Annotated in this window: 14 protein-coding genes and 1 pseudogene; 8 read left to right on the top strand and 7 right to left on the bottom strand. The window is 59.6% G+C overall.

The window, feature by feature from the left end:
* Positions 1-15: 15 nt before the first annotated feature.
* Both K1567_RS22125 and K1567_RS22120 read left to right on the top strand, forming a co-directional pair.
* A complete protein-coding gene (locus tag K1567_RS22125) occupies positions 16-2052 on the top strand; it encodes a PAS domain-containing sensor histidine kinase (RefSeq protein ID WP_034114978.1) in 2037 nt (678 codons plus the stop codon).
* Between the two features lie 2 nt (positions 2053-2054).
* Positions 2055-2633, top strand: coding sequence for a cob(I)yrinic acid a,c-diamide adenosyltransferase (locus K1567_RS22120; RefSeq protein ID WP_034100196.1), 579 nt, complete (start codon positions 2055-2057; stop codon positions 2631-2633).
* Between the two features lie 117 nt (positions 2634-2750).
* Here the strand turns inward: K1567_RS22120 and K1567_RS22115 are convergent, their stop codons facing one another.
* The 3 genes from K1567_RS22115 to secA form a co-directional block, all read right to left on the bottom strand.
* Positions 2751-3695: a Nudix family hydrolase gene (locus K1567_RS22115; RefSeq protein ID WP_220698857.1), complete on the bottom strand. Its 945-nt coding sequence runs from the start codon at positions 3693-3695 to the stop codon at positions 2751-2753.
* A gap of 19 nt (positions 3696-3714) precedes the next feature.
* Positions 3715-4932, bottom strand: coding sequence for a bifunctional glutamate N-acetyltransferase/amino-acid acetyltransferase ArgJ (gene argJ, locus K1567_RS22110; RefSeq protein ID WP_220698856.1), 1218 nt, complete (start codon positions 4930-4932; stop codon positions 3715-3717).
* Positions 4933-5055: 123 nt separating this feature from the next.
* Positions 5056-7791 (bottom strand): preprotein translocase subunit SecA, encoded by a 2736-nt coding sequence (gene secA / locus K1567_RS22105; protein ID WP_034100202.1) that lies wholly within the window; start codon positions 7789-7791, stop codon positions 5056-5058.
* A gap of 305 nt (positions 7792-8096) precedes the next feature.
* On the opposite strand from secA, the gene K1567_RS22100 reads away from it, so the two are divergent.
* Positions 8097-8552 (top strand): DUF721 domain-containing protein, encoded by a 456-nt coding sequence (locus tag K1567_RS22100; RefSeq protein ID WP_034100204.1) that lies wholly within the window; start codon positions 8097-8099, stop codon positions 8550-8552.
* A gap of 4 nt (positions 8553-8556) precedes the next feature.
* Here the strand turns inward: K1567_RS22100 and K1567_RS22095 are convergent, their stop codons facing one another.
* Positions 8557-10035 (bottom strand): helicase HerA-like domain-containing protein, encoded by a 1479-nt coding sequence (locus K1567_RS22095; protein WP_047882010.1) that lies wholly within the window; start codon positions 10033-10035, stop codon positions 8557-8559.
* Positions 10036-10237: 202 nt separating this feature from the next.
* Here K1567_RS22095 and K1567_RS28075 point away from each other — a divergent pair.
* The 4 genes and pseudogenes from K1567_RS28075 to K1567_RS22080 all read left to right on the top strand — a co-directional run.
* A pseudogene (locus K1567_RS28075) lies at positions 10238-11269 on the top strand (cache domain-containing protein); the annotation flags it as partial.
* Between the two features lie 93 nt (positions 11270-11362).
* A complete protein-coding gene (locus tag K1567_RS28070) occupies positions 11363-12127 on the top strand; it encodes a methyl-accepting chemotaxis protein (protein ID WP_371263989.1) in 765 nt (254 codons plus the stop codon).
* A 130-nt stretch (positions 12128-12257) separates the two neighbouring features.
* Positions 12258-13379, top strand: coding sequence for a glycosyltransferase family 1 protein (locus tag K1567_RS22085; RefSeq protein ID WP_034114980.1), 1122 nt, complete (start codon positions 12258-12260; stop codon positions 13377-13379).
* Positions 13372-14115 carry a DUF2334 domain-containing protein gene (locus K1567_RS22080; protein WP_169868228.1) on the top strand — a complete coding sequence of 248 codons (744 nt, stop codon included), beginning with the start codon at positions 13372-13374 and terminating at the stop codon, positions 14113-14115. Before K1567_RS22085 ends, K1567_RS22080 begins: the two co-directional genes overlap by 8 nt.
* A gap of 28 nt (positions 14116-14143) precedes the next feature.
* Here K1567_RS22080 and K1567_RS22075 read toward each other — a convergent pair whose 3' ends face one another.
* Together K1567_RS22075 and purU are read right to left on the bottom strand one after the other, a co-directional pair.
* Complete coding sequence (locus K1567_RS22075) at positions 14144-14329, bottom strand: hypothetical protein (RefSeq protein ID WP_034100212.1); 186 nt, start codon at positions 14327-14329, stop codon at positions 14144-14146.
* An 86-nt stretch (positions 14330-14415) separates the two neighbouring features.
* The gene (gene purU, locus K1567_RS22070; protein ID WP_034100214.1) at positions 14416-15264 is read right to left on the bottom strand and encodes a formyltetrahydrofolate deformylase; all 849 of its coding nucleotides are present in this window, start codon (positions 15262-15264) and stop codon (positions 14416-14418) included.
* Between the two features lie 346 nt (positions 15265-15610).
* Between purU and mvaT the strand changes: the two genes are divergently transcribed.
* Entirely contained in the window at positions 15611-15985 is a 375-nt protein-coding gene (mvaT, locus tag K1567_RS22065; protein WP_034100216.1) for a histone-like nucleoid-structuring protein MvaT, read from the top strand.
* A gap of 88 nt (positions 15986-16073) precedes the next feature.
* Here the strand turns inward: mvaT and sbcB are convergent, their stop codons facing one another.
* Positions 16074-17501, bottom strand: coding sequence for an exodeoxyribonuclease I (gene sbcB, locus K1567_RS22060; protein ID WP_169868226.1), 1428 nt, complete (start codon positions 17499-17501; stop codon positions 16074-16076).
* Positions 17502-17596: the final 95 nt, after the last annotated feature.

Here is a 17596-nt window from a genome sequence, read left to right as displayed (position 1 = left end):
CCTGGAAAAAACCTGATGCCGCTGCGCCAGCGTCTAGAAAACCTACCAGTCGGGCAGAAACTGCTGGCGGCCTTGCTGGTGCTGCTGACCACCGTCCTGCTGGTGGCCAACCTGACCTTTATCAGCGCCGCCTACTGGATCTCCCAGGAAAGCATGGCCCCCCAGGCCTTGCAGGCTATCGGGCGACTGGTCTCCAACCCGGCGCTGGCCGCCGAAGCGCTCGAATCTCCAGAAAAGGCCAATGCCCTGCTCAATGAGTTGACCAGCTACTCACCTTTGCGCGCCGCCGCTTTATATGACAGCGCAGGCAACCGCCTGGCACAGATGCAACACGGTGATCGCCTGCACCTGCCGGACAATTACAGGCATATCGAAGCCTGGCGCGTGACTGAGTTTCGCACTAACCAAGTGATCACCCTGCCCCGCCCTGGGCAGCCATCCGGGCATCTGCTGCTGGTCGCCAGTAGCGAACTGCCTGTAGCGTTTTACACCGGCACGCTGACCGCCAGCCTGGGCATCCTGATTTTCAGTGTGCTGCTGTGGCTGGTCATCGCGCGTCAGATCAAACGCCTGATCACAAAACCGATCCACGAACTGGAAGAACTGTCGCGCCAAGTGACCCGGGAAGAGAACTATTCCCTGCGCGCCCGGCGTGGCAATCACGATGAGATCGGCAGCCTGGCCGAAGCCTTCAATACCATGCTTTCGCGCATCGAAGCCCGCGAGCAACAACTCAAGCGTGCCCGCGACGATTCCCAGGCCGCCTACGATCAAGCCCAAGGCCTGGCGGAAGAGACGCGTCATACCAATCGCAAACTGGAATTGGAAGTCCAGGTACGCAGCAAGATCGAGAAAAAACTCACCGGCTTCCAGAATTACCTCAACAGCATCATCGACTCGATGCCTTCGGCGCTGATTGCCCTGGACGAACAGCTCTACGTCACCCAGTGGAACCAGGAAGCCAGCGCACTTTCCGGTACGCGGCTGGATGAAGCCTTGAACCAGCCGATCTACCTGGCCTTTCAGCCGCTCAAACCGTTCCTGCCGCAGATCAAGGCCACGGTCGAGCAACACACCGTGGAGCGCATCGAACGGGTGACCTGGGTCAAGGACGATGAGCCCAAACATTACGCTCTGACCTTTTACCCGCTGACAGGCGGTGCCGGTCGTGGCGTCGTGATCCGTATCGATGACATCACCCAGCGCCTGTCCCTTGAAGAAATGATGGTGCAGTCGGAAAAAATGCTCTCCGTCGGCGGGCTTGCCGCCGGTATGGCCCACGAGATCAATAACCCGCTGGGTGCGATCCTGCATAACGTGCAGAACATCCGGCGCCGCTTGTCTGCGGACTTGCCCAAGAACCTGGAACACGCCGAACAGGTCGGCGTCGAGCTGGCCATGGTCAACCGTTACCTGCAAAGCCGCGAAGTGCCGCAGTTGCTCGATGGCATCCAGCAAGCGGGCGCGCGGGCGGCGAAGATCGTGACCCATATGCTCAGTTTCAGCCGCCGCAGCAATCGACAGATGGCCCCTTGCGATTTGCCGGCGCTGATCGATCAGGCCGTGGAAATTGCCGGCAATGACTTCGACTTGACCATCGGCTTTGACTTCAAGGGCCAGGCGATCATCCGTCAGTTCGATCCGCAACTGGGCCCGGTACCCGGTACTGCCAACGAACTGGAACAGGTGCTGCTCAACCTGCTGAAAAACGCAGCTCAAGCCATTCACCTGCGTGAGGATGACCGCGAGCCGGGCCGCATCATCCTGCGCACCCGCCTGAATCCGCCCTGGGCCGAGATCCAGGTGGAAGACAACGGCATCGGCATGAGCGAAAACGTGCGCAAACGCACGTTCGAGCCCTTTTTCACCACCAAGGAAATCGGCCAGGGCACCGGGCTGGGGCTGTCGGTGTCGTACTTCATCATCACCAACAACCACAAAGGCCAGATGGAAGTGCAGTCCACCCTTGGCCAAGGCACCTGTATTACCCTGCGCCTCCCCTTGGCCGGCAGCCAACTGCCGGCCCACGAACTGACCCCACTGGAGCAATGACCATGGGCTTTCGCCTGTCGAAAATCTATACCCGCACCGGCGACACAGGTGAAACCGGCCTGGGCGACGGCCGCCGCGTTCCCAAGGACCACCCACGTGTCGAAGCCATTGGCGAAGTCGATACGCTGAACAGCCAGTTGGGATTACTGCTGGCCGGCCTTGAAGAGCAGAGCGGGCAGCATCCGGCGCTCAATGATGTGATCGAAGTGCTCGCGCCGTGCCAGCATCGGCTGTTCGACCTGGGTGGTGAGCTGGCGATGCCGGTGTACAAAGCGCTGAATGCGGCGGAAGTGGATCGCCTGGAAGCGGCGATCGATCGCTGGAACGAGGAAGTCGGGCCGCTGGAAAACTTTATCTTGCCGGGTGGTTCCGCGCTGATTGCCCAGGCCCATATGTGCCGAAGCCTGGCCCGCAGTGCCGAGCGACGGTGTCAGCACCTGAATGCTATCGAGCCGCTGGAAGGCGTGGGGTTGGCGTATATCAATCGTTTGTCGGATCTGCTGTTTGTGGCAGCGCGGGTGATCGCCAAGCGCCAGGGTGTCGCGGAGGTTTTGTGGCAGGCTGCGGCGAAGCCCCATTGATCATGATTCGGTGACCGGGAGGGCCTTATCGGGGGCGAACCCCCTCCCACCTTTGATCTGTAAAAACATTCCAATGTGGGAGGGGGCTTGCCCCCGATAAGGCCCGCCGGAGCAACCTCAAGCCTGCGGCCAGAACGCCCTGATACCCGCCACACCCTGGGCACCGGCTTCCCAAGCCCGCTCCCGCTCCGCAGGCCCGACCCCACCCAGCAAAAATACCGGCTTGTTGAACCCACGGATCAATTCCATCGCCTGCTCCCAACCCAATGGCTGCGCATCGGGATGGGTCTGGGTCGGCTGAACCGGCGACAGGGTGACAAAATCCACGTCCATCAATTCAGCCAACGCCAGTTCTTCAGCGTTGTGGCACGAAGCCGCCAACCAGCGATCCTTCGGCAAAGGGCGGCCCTTGCTTGCATATTTGCGCAGTTGGGCCGAGGTCATGTGCCAGCCGGCGGAAGGGAAATCCCCCAGCCACTCGAACGGCCCTTTGAGCATCAATTGCGCCTTGCCGGCGCAAAGCCCCACCGCATCCACCGCCAGGTCACGGTATTTGGGGTCGTAGCCATTAGGCGCACGCAGTTGCACCAGCTTGATCCCACCGGCGATGGCTTTTTGGATACCGCGCAACAGGGGCGCTGCGTCCAGCTCGCCGGGGGTGATCAGGTATTCAGCCGGCAACCGTGCGGCCGCAACGATCGGCGCGTTGGCCGCCGGGAACTCATAGTTGAGCAGATCCCGCGGGGCCACCCACTCCAACGGTTGCCCTTCGGCGCCATGGGGCTCGCCGGTGAAGGCCGAGACTTCCCAGACATCCAGTAACACCTGCTTGTCCGGATAGTCATGTTGCACGTTGATCAGCGGACGCGCCGTGGTGACCTGGATACCCAACTCTTCCTGCAACTCGCGGGACAACGCGGCGGCGACCGATTCATCGGCCTCCACCTTGCCTCCGGGAAACTCCCAGAGGCCGCCCTGGTGTTGGGTGTCGGCACGTCGAGCCAGCAGGATTCTGCCGTCGCCGCCGCGGATCACCGCTGCTGCTACATGCACGCGTTTCACCGTGTGTGTCCTCCGGCTATCAGGTGCGGTATTCCGCGTTGATTTTCACGTATTCGTGGGACAGGTCGGTGGTCCAGATGGTTTCGCTGCAATCGCCGCGACCCAGCTCGATGCGGATGGTGATTTCTTCCTGCTGCATCACCGCCGAACCCTGGGCTTCGGTGTAGCTTTCAGCACGGGCACCACGGCTGGCGATGCACACGTCGCCGAGGAATACGTCGATCTTGCTCACGTCCAGGTCTGGCACACCGGCACGGCCAACAGCGGCCAGGATACGTCCCCAGTTCGGGTCCGAGGCGAACAGTGCGGTTTTGATCAGCGGCGAATGGGCCACGGTGTAGCCGACATCCAGGCATTCCTGGTGGTTGCCGCCGCCGTTGACTTGCACGGTGACGAACTTGGTAGCACCCTCGCCGTCACGCACGATGGCCTGGGCCACGTCCATGCACACTTCGAACACTGCTTGCTTGAGGGCGGCGAAATAAGCGCCGCTGGCCTCGATGATTTCCGGCAGATCAGCCTTACCGGTGGCGATCAGCATGCAGCAGTCGTTGGTCGAAGTGTCGCCATCGATGGTGATGCGGTTGAACGACTTGTTGGCACCGTCCAGCATCAGATTCTGCAGCACGCTGCGCGAAACCTTGGCGTCGGTGGCGATGTAGCCCAGCATGGTCGCCATGTTCGGTCGGATCATGCCCGCGCCCTTGCTGATACCGGTCACGGTTACGGTCACACCGTCGTGCACGAACTGACGGCTCGCGCCTTTTGGCAGGGTGTCGGTGGTCATGATGCCAGTGGCGGCCGCGGCCCAGTTATCCACAGACAGGTCATCCAGCGCCGCTTGCAGGGCACCTTCGATTTTTTCCACAGGCAGAGGCTCGCCGATCACACCCGTGGAGTACGGCAGCACCTGGCTGGCGTCCACGCCGGTCAGTTGGGCCAGCTTGGCGCAGGTGCGCGCGGCGGCCACCAGGCCAGGCTCACCGGTACCCGCGTTGGCGTTGCCGGTGTTGGTCAACAGGTAACGGATCGGCCCGGCAACGCGTTGCTTGGCCAGGATCACCGGCGCGGCGCAAAACGCATTGAGAGTAAACACACCTGCCACCGTCGAGCCTTCGGCGCAGCGCATCACCACCACATCCTTGCGGCCCGGGCGCTTGATACCGGCCGAAGCGATGCCGAGTTCAAAACCGGCAACCGGGTGCAATGTGGGCAAAGGACCAAGACCAACAGCCATGAATGCGCTCCTAAAATAAGGTGATGTCTGTGCCGTCGCTATCGACGGTGGGAATTAATGGCAAAACGCCGCGACGGCAAAGGCCGGTCGCGGCGCGGGGTGCTGCAGCGTCAGGCAAAAATCTTAGTTGATTTCGCCGTGGCAGTGTTTGAACTTCTTGCCCGAACCGCACCAGCACAGCTCGTTGCGGCCCAGCTTCTGCTCATTGCGAACCGGCGTTGGCGCCAAGGCCACTTCGACCTCTTCACCCAACGCTTCCGGCTGATCGAGGCCTGGCGCTTCGTCGTGCTGGAATTGCATGCGCGCGGCCAAGGCTTCCGCTTCCTGGCGCAGGCGTGCTTCTTCCTCGGCTGGGTCTTCGCGGCGTACCTGGACGTGGGAGAGCACGCGAATCGAATCGCGCTTGATCGAATCCAGCAGCTCGGAGAACAGGGTAAACGACTCGCGCTTGTACTCCTGCTTCGGGTTTTTCTGGGCGTAGCCACGCAGGTGGATGCCGTGACGCAGGTGATCCATGGTCGACAGGTGGTCTTTCCACAGGTCGTCCAGCACGCGCAATACGATTTGCTTCTCGAAGGTACGCAGTGCTTCGGCACTTGCCTGCTCTTCTTTCTCGTTGTACGCGGCGAGCAACTCGGCCATCAGTTTTTCGCGCAGGGTTTCTTCGTACAGGTGGTCGTCTTCGTCGAGCCACTGCTGGACCGGCAGATCCACACCGAAGTCGCTCTTCAATGCAGCTTCCAGACCGGCCACATCCCACTGTTCAGGCAGCGATTGTGGTGGAATGTGCGCGCTGACGGTGGCGTTGAGCACGTCCTGGCGGAAATCGGCGATGGTTTCGCCAATGTTGTCGGCGGCCAGCAACGTGTTACGCATGTGATAGATCACTTTACGTTGTTCGTTGTTGACGTCGTCGAACTCCAGCAGTTGCTTACGGATGTCGAAGTTGCGCCCTTCAACCTTGCGCTGTGCCTTCTCGATGGCATTGGTCACCATGCGGTGCTCAATGGCTTCACCGGACTGCATGCCCAGGGCCTTCATGAAGTTTTTCACCCGATCCGAAGCGAAAATGCGCATCAGGCTGTCTTCGAGGGACAGATAGAAACGGCTCGAACCGGCGTCACCCTGGCGACCGGCACGGCCACGCAGCTGGTTGTCGATACGGCGCGATTCATGACGCTCGGAAGCGATCACTTGCAGACCGCCAGACTCCAGTACCGCCTGATGGCGCTTCTGCCAATCGGCTTTGATCTGGGCGATCTGCTCAGGGGTTGGGTTGTCCAGGGATGCCACTTCCACTTCCCAGTTGCCGCCCAGCAGGATGTCGGTACCACGACCGGCCATGTTGGTGGCGATGGTCAGTGCGCCTGGGCGACCGGCCTGGGCGATGATTTCGGCTTCTTTTTCGTGGAACTTGGCGTTGAGCACCTTGTGTTCGATGCCTTCCTTATTGAGCAGGTTGGACACATGCTCGGAAGTCTCGATGGTGGCGGTACCCACCAGGATCGGACGGCCCTTGGCCATGCCGTCCTTGATGTCGTTGATGATCGCCGCGTATTTCTCTTCGGCGGTCAGGAACACCAGGTCGTTGAAGTCTTTACGTGCCAATGGCTTGTTCGGTGGAATGACCACCACCGAAAGACCGTAGATCTGGTGGAATTCGAACGCTTCGGTGTCGGCCGTACCGGTCATGCCGGACAGCTTGTTGTACAGACGGAAGTAGTTCTGGAACGTGGTGGACGCCAACGTCTGGCTTTCCGCCTGGATGTTGAGCATTTCCTTGGCTTCGATGGCCTGGTGCAAACCTTCGGACAAACGGCGACCCGGCATGGTACGGCCGGTATGTTCGTCAACCAGTACGACCTGGCCGTCCTGCACGATGTATTCGACGTTGCGGTGGAAGAGCTTGTGAGCACGCAGACCGGCGTAGACGTGAGTCAACAGGCCCAGGTTATGCGCCGAGTACAGGCTCTCGCCCTCGGCCAGCAGGCCGATCTGGGTGAGCATGTCCTCGACGAACTGGTGACCGGCTTCATTGAGTTCGACCTGGCGGGTCTTTTCGTCAATGGTGAAGTGACCTTCTTTGGTCACCACGCCTTCCACTTCTTCGATGTGCTGGGTCAGACGCGGAATCAGCTTGTTGATTTCGGTGTACAGGCGCGAGCTGTCTTCGGCCTGGCCGGAGATGATCAGCGGCGTACGGGCTTCGTCGATGAGGATGGAGTCGACTTCGTCGATCACGGCAAAATTGAGTTCGCGCTGGAATTTTTCTTCCATGCTGAACGCCATGTTGTCGCGCAGGTAGTCAAAACCGAATTCGTTGTTGGTGCCGTAGGTGATGTCGGCGGCATAGGCGGCGCGTTTTTCTTCCGGCGGCTGGAACGGCGTTACAACGCCGACGGTCAGGCCGAGGAATTCATACAGCGGGCGCATCCAGTTGGCGTCCCGGCGAGCCAGGTAGTCGTTCACCGTCACAACGTGCACGCCCTTGCCGGACAGTGCGTTGAGGTAAACGCCAAGGGTCGCTACCAGGGTCTTGCCTTCACCGGTACGCATTTCGGCAATCATGCCTTCGTGCAAGGTCATGCCACCGATCAACTGGACGTCGAAGTGGCGCATGCCCATGACGCGCTTACCGGCTTCACGGGCAACCGCAAAGGCTTCGGGCAGCAGTTTGTCGAGGGTTTCACCTTTGGCTATGCGGGCCTTGAACTCTTGGGTCTTGGCGCGCAATTGCTCGTCCGAAAGGGCAACCATCTGCTCTTCGAAGGCATTGACCAGCTGCACCGTCTTGAGCATGCGTTTGACTTCGCGCTCATTCTTGCTTCCAAAAAGTTTCTTTAACAAAGGCGCAAACATATCGGCAGGTTCTTCCACACATAGGGATGGAGGGCGCACCGTCAGTGGCCCGAGCAGCCCTCACGGCCGCATGCGAACGCGCATTCTACCCGGAATCGTGGGTGAGGAAAGTGGCGTTGTTCCCCGATGCAGGCATGGGGCGGTGAGAGGGCTTGTTTAAAATAAGGGCTTTTACGCGAACTTCAACCCATCGGGCGCAGAAGTTACCGACTGATTTCGTTGGCTAAGTGTCGTCGACGCAGGGCCTGAGGGCCGGCCGGCGCTTTCTGCTAAGATGGCGGCTCTGTTACTTTAGGTGTCCAATCATGGCATTTCGCCCTGTCGCCGCCCGCGCCCCCGGCGTGTTGCTTCGCGAAGCCAAACCGTTGAAAGCCATTTTCGGCCATGCCCAACGCTTGGGCCTGTTGCAACGTCTGCTGGAAAGCCAATTGCAACCGGCTGCGCGCGAGCACTGCCGTGTCGCCTCTTGGCGCGAAGGCAATCTGCTGCTGATCGTGACTGATGGCCATTGGGCCACTCGCTTGCGCTATCAGCAAAAACGCCTGCAGCGTCAGTTGATGGCGTTCGATGAGTTCGCCAACCTGACGCGCATCCAGTTCAAAGTACAACCGCCGACTGTCCAGCCAAGTACTGCCGTGCACTCGCACGACCTGTCGGTGAACGCGGCCGAGAGCATTCAGGCCACGGCCGAGGGGATCCGCGATCCGGGTTTGCGCGGCGCCCTTGAGCGGTTGGCTGCCCACGCCAAGCCCAAACCCTGACCGTCTATTTGCGTTTGCTGCCCCCCAGTAGCGAGCCGAGCAACCCTCGCACCAACTGCCGCCCCATCTGATTGGCCGCCTGCTGCATAGCCGATTTGAGCGCCTTACCTGCCGCCGTGCCGAGAAACGCCCCTGCCCTGTCGGTAAAACTCGGCGTTTCAGCGGCCTGGCCGGCGCCTTCGGTCGGGCCCAGCTCTTTGCGCGCCATCAGCACCTCATAGGCCGACTCGCGATCAATCGGTTTATCGTAGCGACCCTGTAGGGGCGACGCGGCGACCAGCGCTGCGCGCTCTACCTCGCTCAGTGGGCCGATCCGCGATTGCGGCGGCGCCACCAAGACGCGCTGGACGACTTCCGGCGTGCCTTTTTCCTGCAAGGTGCCTACTAATGCCTCACCCGTACCTAACTCGGTCAACACCGACAAAGCGTCAAACGCCGGGTTGGGTCGAAAGCCCTCCGCCACCGCCCGCAGGGACTTCTGCTCCTTGGTGGTGAACGCCCGCAATCCATGTTGAATCCGCAGGCCCAGTTGTGCGAGCACGGTGTCGGGCAGGTCGCCTGGGGATTGTGTGACAAAGTACACCCCTACCCCTTTGGAGCGAATCAGCCGCACCACCTGTTCCAAACGCTCTTGCAAGGCCTTGGGTGTGTCGGCGAACAGCAAATGCGCTTCATCGAAGAACAACGCCAGCAGCGGCTTGTCCGCATCGCCGCGCTCCGGCAGTTGCTCGAATAACTCGGCTAACAGCCACAGCAGGAATGTCGCGTACACCTTGGGCGCCTCATGCACCAGGCGGCTGGCATCCAATAGATGGATGCGGCCGCGCCCATCGGCATTGGGTTGCAGGATGTCTTCAAGCTGCAACGCCGGCTCGCCAAATAATGCTTCGGCACCCTGCTGTTCCAGCACCGCCAGACGCCTCAACAGGGCCTGGCTAGAGCCGGTGGTCAGCAGCGCCGCGTCTTCGCCCAACAGCTCGGGGTGATAGCGCAGGTGGTTGAGCAGCGCCTTCAGATCTTTCAGATCCAGCAGCAGCAAGCCTTCGCGATCCGCCACTTTGAACGCCGCGTATAACGCCGATTGCTGGCTGTCGGTGAGTTCCAGCAGGCTGCCGAGCAATAACGGGCCCATTTCGCTGATAGTGGTGCGCAAAGGATGACCGGACTGACCGTGGATGTCCCACAGCGTTACCGGATAAGCCTTAGCGGTGTAATTAAGGAAGGGCATGCCGGCGATACGCTCGGCCACCTTGCCCTGAGGGTTTGCCGCCGCGCCCAGGCCACACAGGTCGCCCTTAATGTCTGCGGCAAATACCGCAACCCCCGCATCACTGAAGGCTTCGGCCAAGCGCTGCAATGTGACGGTCTTGCCCGTGCCGGTAGCGCCGGCAATCAACCCGTGGCGGTTAGCCAGGCGCATGGCCTGGGCAATAGGATCGCCGGACAGGTCAGCGCCGATAAGAAGTTGCGTGGAGTCAGGCATTTCGTCACCCATGGTTAATCTTTAATGCGGCAAGGTCGATACAGACAGAGTGAGACCCATAAAGTCGAAAAATAGGTCAGATAGTTCCCACAGGGACCACGGAACTGCGACAACAAATAGCACACCTTTTTTCCTACTGTCATTTCGCGCATCCCATGAGGACGCGCTTTGGATATAAAGACCTTAGCGGACCCTACAAGCCATGAATAAAAATCTGCGTTTCAGCCACAAAATCCTGCTTGCGGCCTCCCTTATCGTCATCGCCGCTTTTGCATTATTCACGCTGTACAACGACTACTTGCAGCGCAACGCCATTCGCGACGATCTGAACAATTACCTGCATGAAATGGGCGATGTCACCGCCAGCAACATCCAAACCTGGCTGACCGGGCGCATTGCCCTGGTCGAAAACGCCGCCCAGAACATCGCGATCAACCCGGAACCGGGTGTCGTCGCCAGCCTGCTGGAACAGAAAGCCCTGACGTCCTCCTTCATGGCCACCTACGTGGGCGACAGCCAGGGCGCGTTCACCATCCGCCCCGACACCAAAATGCCAGATGGCTTCGACCCACGTGTGCGCCCCTGGTACAAAGGCGCGCAAAGCAGCAACGGTTCAACCCTGACTGAGCCTTATATCGACGCGGCGACCGGGCAATTGATCATTTCCATCGCCACCCCCAGCAGCAAGGGCAGCCAAAGCATCGGCGTGGTCGGCGGCGACCTGAGCCTGCAAACCCTGGTGGATACCATTGGCGCACTGGACTTCGGCGGCATGGGCTATGCCTTCCTGGTCAGCGCCGACGGCAAAGTGCTGGTGCACCCGGACAAAACCCTGGTGATGAAAACCCTGGCCGATCTGTATCCGAAAAATACACCCAAGATCAGCCGCGACTTCAGCGAAGTCCAAGCCAACGGCAAAGACAACATCGTGACCTTCACGCCGATCAAAGGCTTGCCGTCAGTGCAGTGGTACTTGGGTATCTCGGTGGATAAAGACAAATCCTTCGCCATGCTCAGCGAGTTCCGCACGTCGGCGGTGATCGCCACCCTCATTGCGGTGGCCATCATCATCGCTCTGCTTGGCATGCTGATCCGCGTGCTGCTGCAACCGCTGCATGTGATGACCCGCGCGATGCAGGATATCGCCGACGGCGAGGGTGACCTGACACGACGTCTGACCATCCAGAATCACGATGAATTCGGCACTCTGGGTAATGCATTCAACCGCTTCGTGGAGCGGATTCACACATCGATTCGCGAAGTGTCCTCGGCCACCGAACATGTCAACGAAGTGGCGCTACGGGTGGTCAGTGCCTCCAACTCATCGATGGTCAACTCCGACGAGCAGGCCAACCGCACCAATAGCGTAGCGGCCGCCATCAACCAGCTGGGTGCAGCCGCCCAGGAAATCGCCCGCAATGCGGCGCAGGCCTCTAGCCAGGCCAGCGATGCGCGGCAGTTGGCGGAAGACGGTCAGCAGGTGGTGGAACGGAACATCAAAGCCATGACTGACCTTTCTACGATGATCAGCGCATCCAGCAGCAATATCGAAGCACTTAACAGCAAAACCGTGAATATTGGTCAGATTCTTGAGGTGATCACCAGCATCTCTCAACAAACCAACCTGCTGGCGTTGAACGCCGCGATTGAGGCCGCCCGTGCCGGAGAGGCCGGGCGCGGGTTCGCCGTGGTAGCCGATGAAGTACGCAACCTGGCCCATCGCACCCAGGAATCGGCGCAACAGGTGCAAACCATGATCGAAGAGTTGCAAGTGGGCGCGCGGAATTCGGTGACCACCATGAGCGAAAGCCAGCGCCACAGCCATGACAGCGTGGAAATCGCCAACCTGGCCGGCGAGCGTCTCAACAGCGTGACCCAGCGCATCGGCGAGATTGATGGTATGAACCAATCGGTCGCCACCGCTACCGAGGAACAGACGTCGGTGGTGGAGTCGATCAATATGGACATCACCGAGATCAACACCCTCAACCAGGAAGGCGTGGAAAACCTGCAATCGACCTTGCGCGCCTGCGCCGACTTGGAGCAACAGGCCGCACGGCTCAAGCATTTGGTCGGTAGTTTCCGCATCTGACAGCTCTCGCCCTGGGCAGCGGCTCATACCGCCTCCCAGGGCGGCAGCAAGGCAAAACGCCGCACCCGACATCCCGACCGAACATCTATTCTTGCCTAATGTCCACGTTAGGAGAGCCTGGATAGGAGGGATGTTCATCGTGCATATCGCCGACATCACCATGTTCTACGCCCCGGCCAGTGGCGGCGTACGCACTTACCTGGACGCCAAGCACCGGCGCCTGACGCTCAAGCCGGGCATTCGCCACAGCCTGTTGATCCCTGGCGCCCACTTGAGCGAACAGGATGGGGTGTTCAAGGTACCCGCACCTGCCCTGCCCTTCGGCAAAGGTTATCGATTCCCGCTGCGGCTGACGCCATGGCGAAATGTCCTGCACGATTTACAGCCCGATCTGATCGAGGTCGGCGATCCCTATCTCACGGCCTGGGCCGCTCTGGATGCCAGGCGCCAGCTTGATGTTCCGGTTATCGGCTTTTATCACTCCGACTTGCCGTTGCTGGTAAGCAACCGTATGGGGCCGTGGTTCACGCCAAATGTTGAAGCCTATGTCAGCAAACTCTATGGGAGTTTTGACCGAGTACTGGCGCCTAGTCAGGTTATGGCCGACAAGCTCATGGGGTTGGGCGTCAGAAACGTCTTTGTACAGCCGCTGGGTGTGGACCTGCAGACGTTCACCCCGCAGGTACGCGACCCCGGCTTACGCGCTGAGTTGGGAATCGCTGAGGATACGCGACTGCTGATCTTCGCCGGGCGCGGTTCCAAGGAGAAGAACCTGCCGGTGCTGCTTAAGTGCATGAAGCGCTTGGGAGATCGGTATCACCTGTTGCTGGTAGGGTCCGGCATGCCGGCTAAGGTGCCGGAGAATGTCACCGTGGTCGACGGCTTCCAGCCGGCATCGCAAGTCGCGCGTTTAATGGCCAGTGCCGATGCCCTGCTGCATGGCGGCGATCAGGAAACGTTCGGCCTGGTCATCCTTGAGGCCATGGCTTGCGCCATACCAGTGGTCGCCGTGGCCGCCGGTGCCTTCACTGAAATCGTCGACGAGCATTGCGGCTTGCTCTGCGCGCCCAACAATCCACGAGCGATGGCCGATGCGGTGCGCGAGTTGTTCAGCCGCGATCCTCAGCGTCTCGGCGTACAGGCTCGACGCCATGTGGAGCAGCAGTATGCGTGGGACACCGTGGTCGAGAGCCTGCTGGGCCATTACTACGCAGTGCTCGATAGCCACAAACCGATGCTTGCCCATGGTTAAGCGCTCGGTAGTGCTGGTATTGCACGATGTGGCCCCGCAAACCTGGTCCGACTATCGCCCCTTTGTGGAGGCGGTGGACGCTCTGGGCGACATCCCCATCACTTGGTTGGTGGTTCCGGATTTCCATCATCGCGGCACCTTGGCCGACCACGCCGAATTTCGCCGCCTGTTGGACCGCCGCGTGGCCAAGGGCGATGAATTGGCCTTGCACGGCTATTTCCATAGCGACGACCAGCCGCCACCGCGTACGCCCAAAGATTGGTTCATGCGCCGCGTTTATACCCATGAGGGAGAGTTTTACCAGTTGTCAGAGGCCCAGGCTCTGCAGCGGTTAAGCGACGGCATCGAGGTCTTCCGAAGCAATGACTGGCCGCTGCATGGGTTCGTCGCTCCGGCCTGGCTGATGAGCCAGGGTACCAAGGACGCCTTGCGCCAGTTGCCGCTGAGCTATACCAGCGACCCGCAGCAGCTTTATCGGCTGCCCGACTTTACCCGCGTCGGCGCCCCAGGTTTGGTGTGGAGCGCCCGCAGCGCTTGGCGCCGAAGCCTGTCCAAACATCTCAGCGATCAAAGGCAACGGCGCTGGCGGTCGGCACCGGTCATTCGCCTAGGCGTGCATCCGGTCGACCTGCGTCACGAAGGTGCTCGTCGCTATTGGCTCGATACCTTGCAACACCTACTGCAGACGGGGCGTACGCCATTGACCAAAGTGGACTGGCTCGCAACCCAGCCGTAATGCCCCGCCATGGCGACGGGACGAGTGTTCAAGAATCTTGCTGATCAGAAGCGGGCAGCTTCTCTGCCTCCTGCATCTGTTCCCACAACTGAGCCGCCCCTGGAAACTCTGTACCGTCTTCGGCATCCAGCGCATCAGGATCGTAGCGACTCAAGCATCCCTCGCCCAACGTCGCAGGCGCTTTGGAGGTGGCTTTATCGAGTGGGTCGGTCATGGTGCAGTCCTGACGTGCGGATAAATAAAAAGGGCCTGGAACGATTTAACGCCCAGACCCTTCGATATTCAATCCGCGCGCTTGAATCAGAACACAACGGTCTTGTTGCCGTGCACCAATACGCGGTCTTCGAGGTGGTAGCGCAGGCCACGGGCCAGAACCATCTTCTCGACATCGCGACCAAACCGCACCATATCTTCAATGCTGTCGCTATGGCTGACGCGCACCACGTCCTGCTCGATGATCGGACCAGCGTCCAACTCTTCGGTGACGTAGTGGCAGGTTGCGCCAATCAACTTCACCCCCCGCAGGGACGCCTGATGGTAAGGCTTGGCCCCGACAAACGAAGGCAGGAAGCTATGGTGGATGTTGATGACTTTGCCGGCATATTCGCGGCACAGTTCCGGCGGCAGGATTTGCATGTAACGCGCCAGTACCACGACATCGGCGTCATGATGCTTGACCAGGCGCGACACTTCGGCGAACGCCGGCTCCTTGTCCTGCGGGTTGACCGGCACATGGTAATAAGGGATGCCATGCCACTCGACCATGCTGCGCAGGTCGTCATGGTTGGAGATCACACAAGCGATCTCGCAGTCCAGCTCGTCGCTGTGCCAGCGATGCAGCAGATCCGCCAGGCAGTGGGATTCGCGGCTGGCCATCAGCACCACGCGTTTCTTCTGCTCGGTGTCGGTGATCTGCCAAGTCATCGAAAACTCTTCTGCGATCGGCGCAAAGGCCTCGCGGAAGGCTTCAAGACCAAAGGGCAGCGTGTCGGCACGGATTTCGTGACGCATGAAGAACCAACCGCTGAGGTTATCCGAGTGATGGCTCGCCTCGGTGATCCAACCGTTATGGGAGGCCAGAAAGTTACTGACTTTGGCAACGATGCCGACCCGGTCCGGGCAAGCAATCACCAGCCGAAAAGTGCGCATTAGGGGGGAACTCCAGAACTTCGCAAAGGCCGCCATTCTAGCGATTGCGAAGAAAAACTGCAGTATTGGTTAACGTTTATTCTGATGGTCGGCCTGGCTTTGCCCCTTAATGCCCTATGGTTTTACCACCCTTATATGAATCAAGGGCTACATCTGGAGCGCCGTCAAGAATTCGCGGGATTGATATGTAGCATTGCGCCCTTGTAATTAAGTCGATTGCAGGGCATCACTACAAACATTCAAAGTAATTCACATAAATGCATGCTTAAATGTTTACTTGGACAAACCGCCTGACTATTATTGGGCCATTATCCCTGTCAATCAGCGCTCTACATAAGGTAGCCATATGTCTCTGATCACCCAATACCGTGCTAAAGAAGAAGCCATCAAAGAGCTGCAAGCCCAATTGGCAGCAATGGAAAAAGATGGCAGCCTGAAACGTGAAATGGAATTCGAAAGCAAGCTGCGCACCCTGATGGGCGAATACTCCAAATCCCTGCGTGACATCATCGCGCTGCTGGATCCGGATTCGAAAGTTAAAGCTCCTCGCGGCGCCGTGAAAACTACCGGCACCAAGCGTGCGCGCAAGGTCAAGCAATACAAGAACCCGCACAACGGCGAAGTGATTGAAACCAAAGGTGGCAACCACAAAACGCTGAAAGAGTGGAAAGCCAAGTGGGGCGGTGACGTGGTTGAAGGCTGGGCTACCCTGCTGGGCTAAGCTCACCGGGCCCGTGCCCTGCTACGCAGCACATTAAAACGCCAGCTTGCTGGCGTTTTTTATTGCCCGTGTTATTGCGCAAAATCGACTACAGGTTCACACGAGCCGCTAAAGAATCGGCATATTCCTGCCACTGTGCCAGCACCTGCTGCTGAAACGGTGTCGCACTAACAGCCAACTCCTGGCTGGCCTGCTTAAATGCCTCTAGGGTAATTGGCGCACTCCATTGTGGGTCAGACAAACGTTGCTGACAGAAAAGTTTCCAGCGCTGTTGCTCCTGATTGTTCAAGGTGTCGGGAAAGTTACGCGCACGGTAGCGGAACAATAATTCAGGCAAACGCTGATCATCGAACGGCCACTGCTGACGCGCTAATTGAGCAGGCTCAGCCAGGCGGACTTGTTCACATAACCGCCGATCACGATCACCGATAAAACCGTCATACAGCTGCTGTTCCGGATCTGTCGTCGAAGAAAATTCTTCCTGCGCATAAATGGCCGCCAACTTATCGCACCAAACTTCTTGTGCGTCAGATAGCCGCAGCGCCCGCGCCTGGCAGATCTCCAAGTCCAGTTGCAGGCGCTCACGGTCTTCGGCCCGCAGCACGCTCAGCGGAGCGACCACTGGACAGCGGTTGATGTGCACCAGCTTGAGCGGCACCGGCAGCTCACCTTCGGGCAACTCATCCCGGCGGGTGTAAAGGCGTTGACGCAAGGTCTCTGCATCCAGGTCCAGCAGCCCCTGCGGATCGAGCCCGAGGTCGCAGACGATCAACGCATTGCGGTTGCGCGGATGCCAGGCCAAAGGCAATACCACGCCCAAATAATGACGCTCGGCGGAGAACCGCCCGGAGATGTGCAGCATCGGCTGCAACAGGCGCACCTGATCCATCACCCGTTGCTTGCTGCGCAATTGGAAGAGCCAATCATAGAGCTTGGGCTGTTTCTCGCGGACCAACCGTGCCAGAGCAATAGTGGCGCGCACATCGGACAACGCATCGTGGGCCTGGCCATGATCGATTCCATTGGCTGCAGTCAGGCGTTCCAGCTTGAGCGTCACGCGCCCGTCCTGCTGCGGCCACTCGATACCGTCCGGGCGCAAAGCGTAAGCGGTGCGCACCACATCGATCAGGTCCCAGCGGCTGTTACCGCCCTGCCACTCGCGGGCGTAAGGGTCGAAAAAGTTGCGATACAAGCTGTAGCGCGTCATCTCATCATCGAAGCGCAACGTGTTGTAGCCGGCACCGCAGGTCCCCGGGGCCGCCAGCTCGGCGTGCACGCGGGTCATGAAGTCGGCCTCGGCCAAGCCCTTTTGCGCCAGGATCGCCGGGGTGATACCGGTGATCGCACAGGCGGCGGGATGAGGCAGGATATCGTCGGCGGGCTGACAATAAATATTGAGCGCAGAGCCGATCTCGTTGAGTTCGAGGTCCGTACGAATTCCGGCTACCTGAAGAGGGCGATCACTGCGCGGATTGATGCCGGTGGTTTCATAGTCGTACCAGAAAATGGAGGTCACGGGCTGTTCCTGTACTGAAGATCGACAAAGTCTAGGCGTGGAACCACATCCGCGGCCAGCAGCAATTTAACTGTATAAACATCCAGCAAAATCTT

The sequence above is a fragment of the Pseudomonas sp. S5F11 genome, assembly GCF_019641515.1.
GTDB classification, from domain to species: domain Bacteria; phylum Pseudomonadota; class Gammaproteobacteria; order Pseudomonadales; family Pseudomonadaceae; genus Aquipseudomonas; species Aquipseudomonas rhodesiae.
The sequence above is the reverse complement of the archived record's forward strand: the minus strand, read 5'-3'. Positions and strand labels throughout refer to the sequence as shown.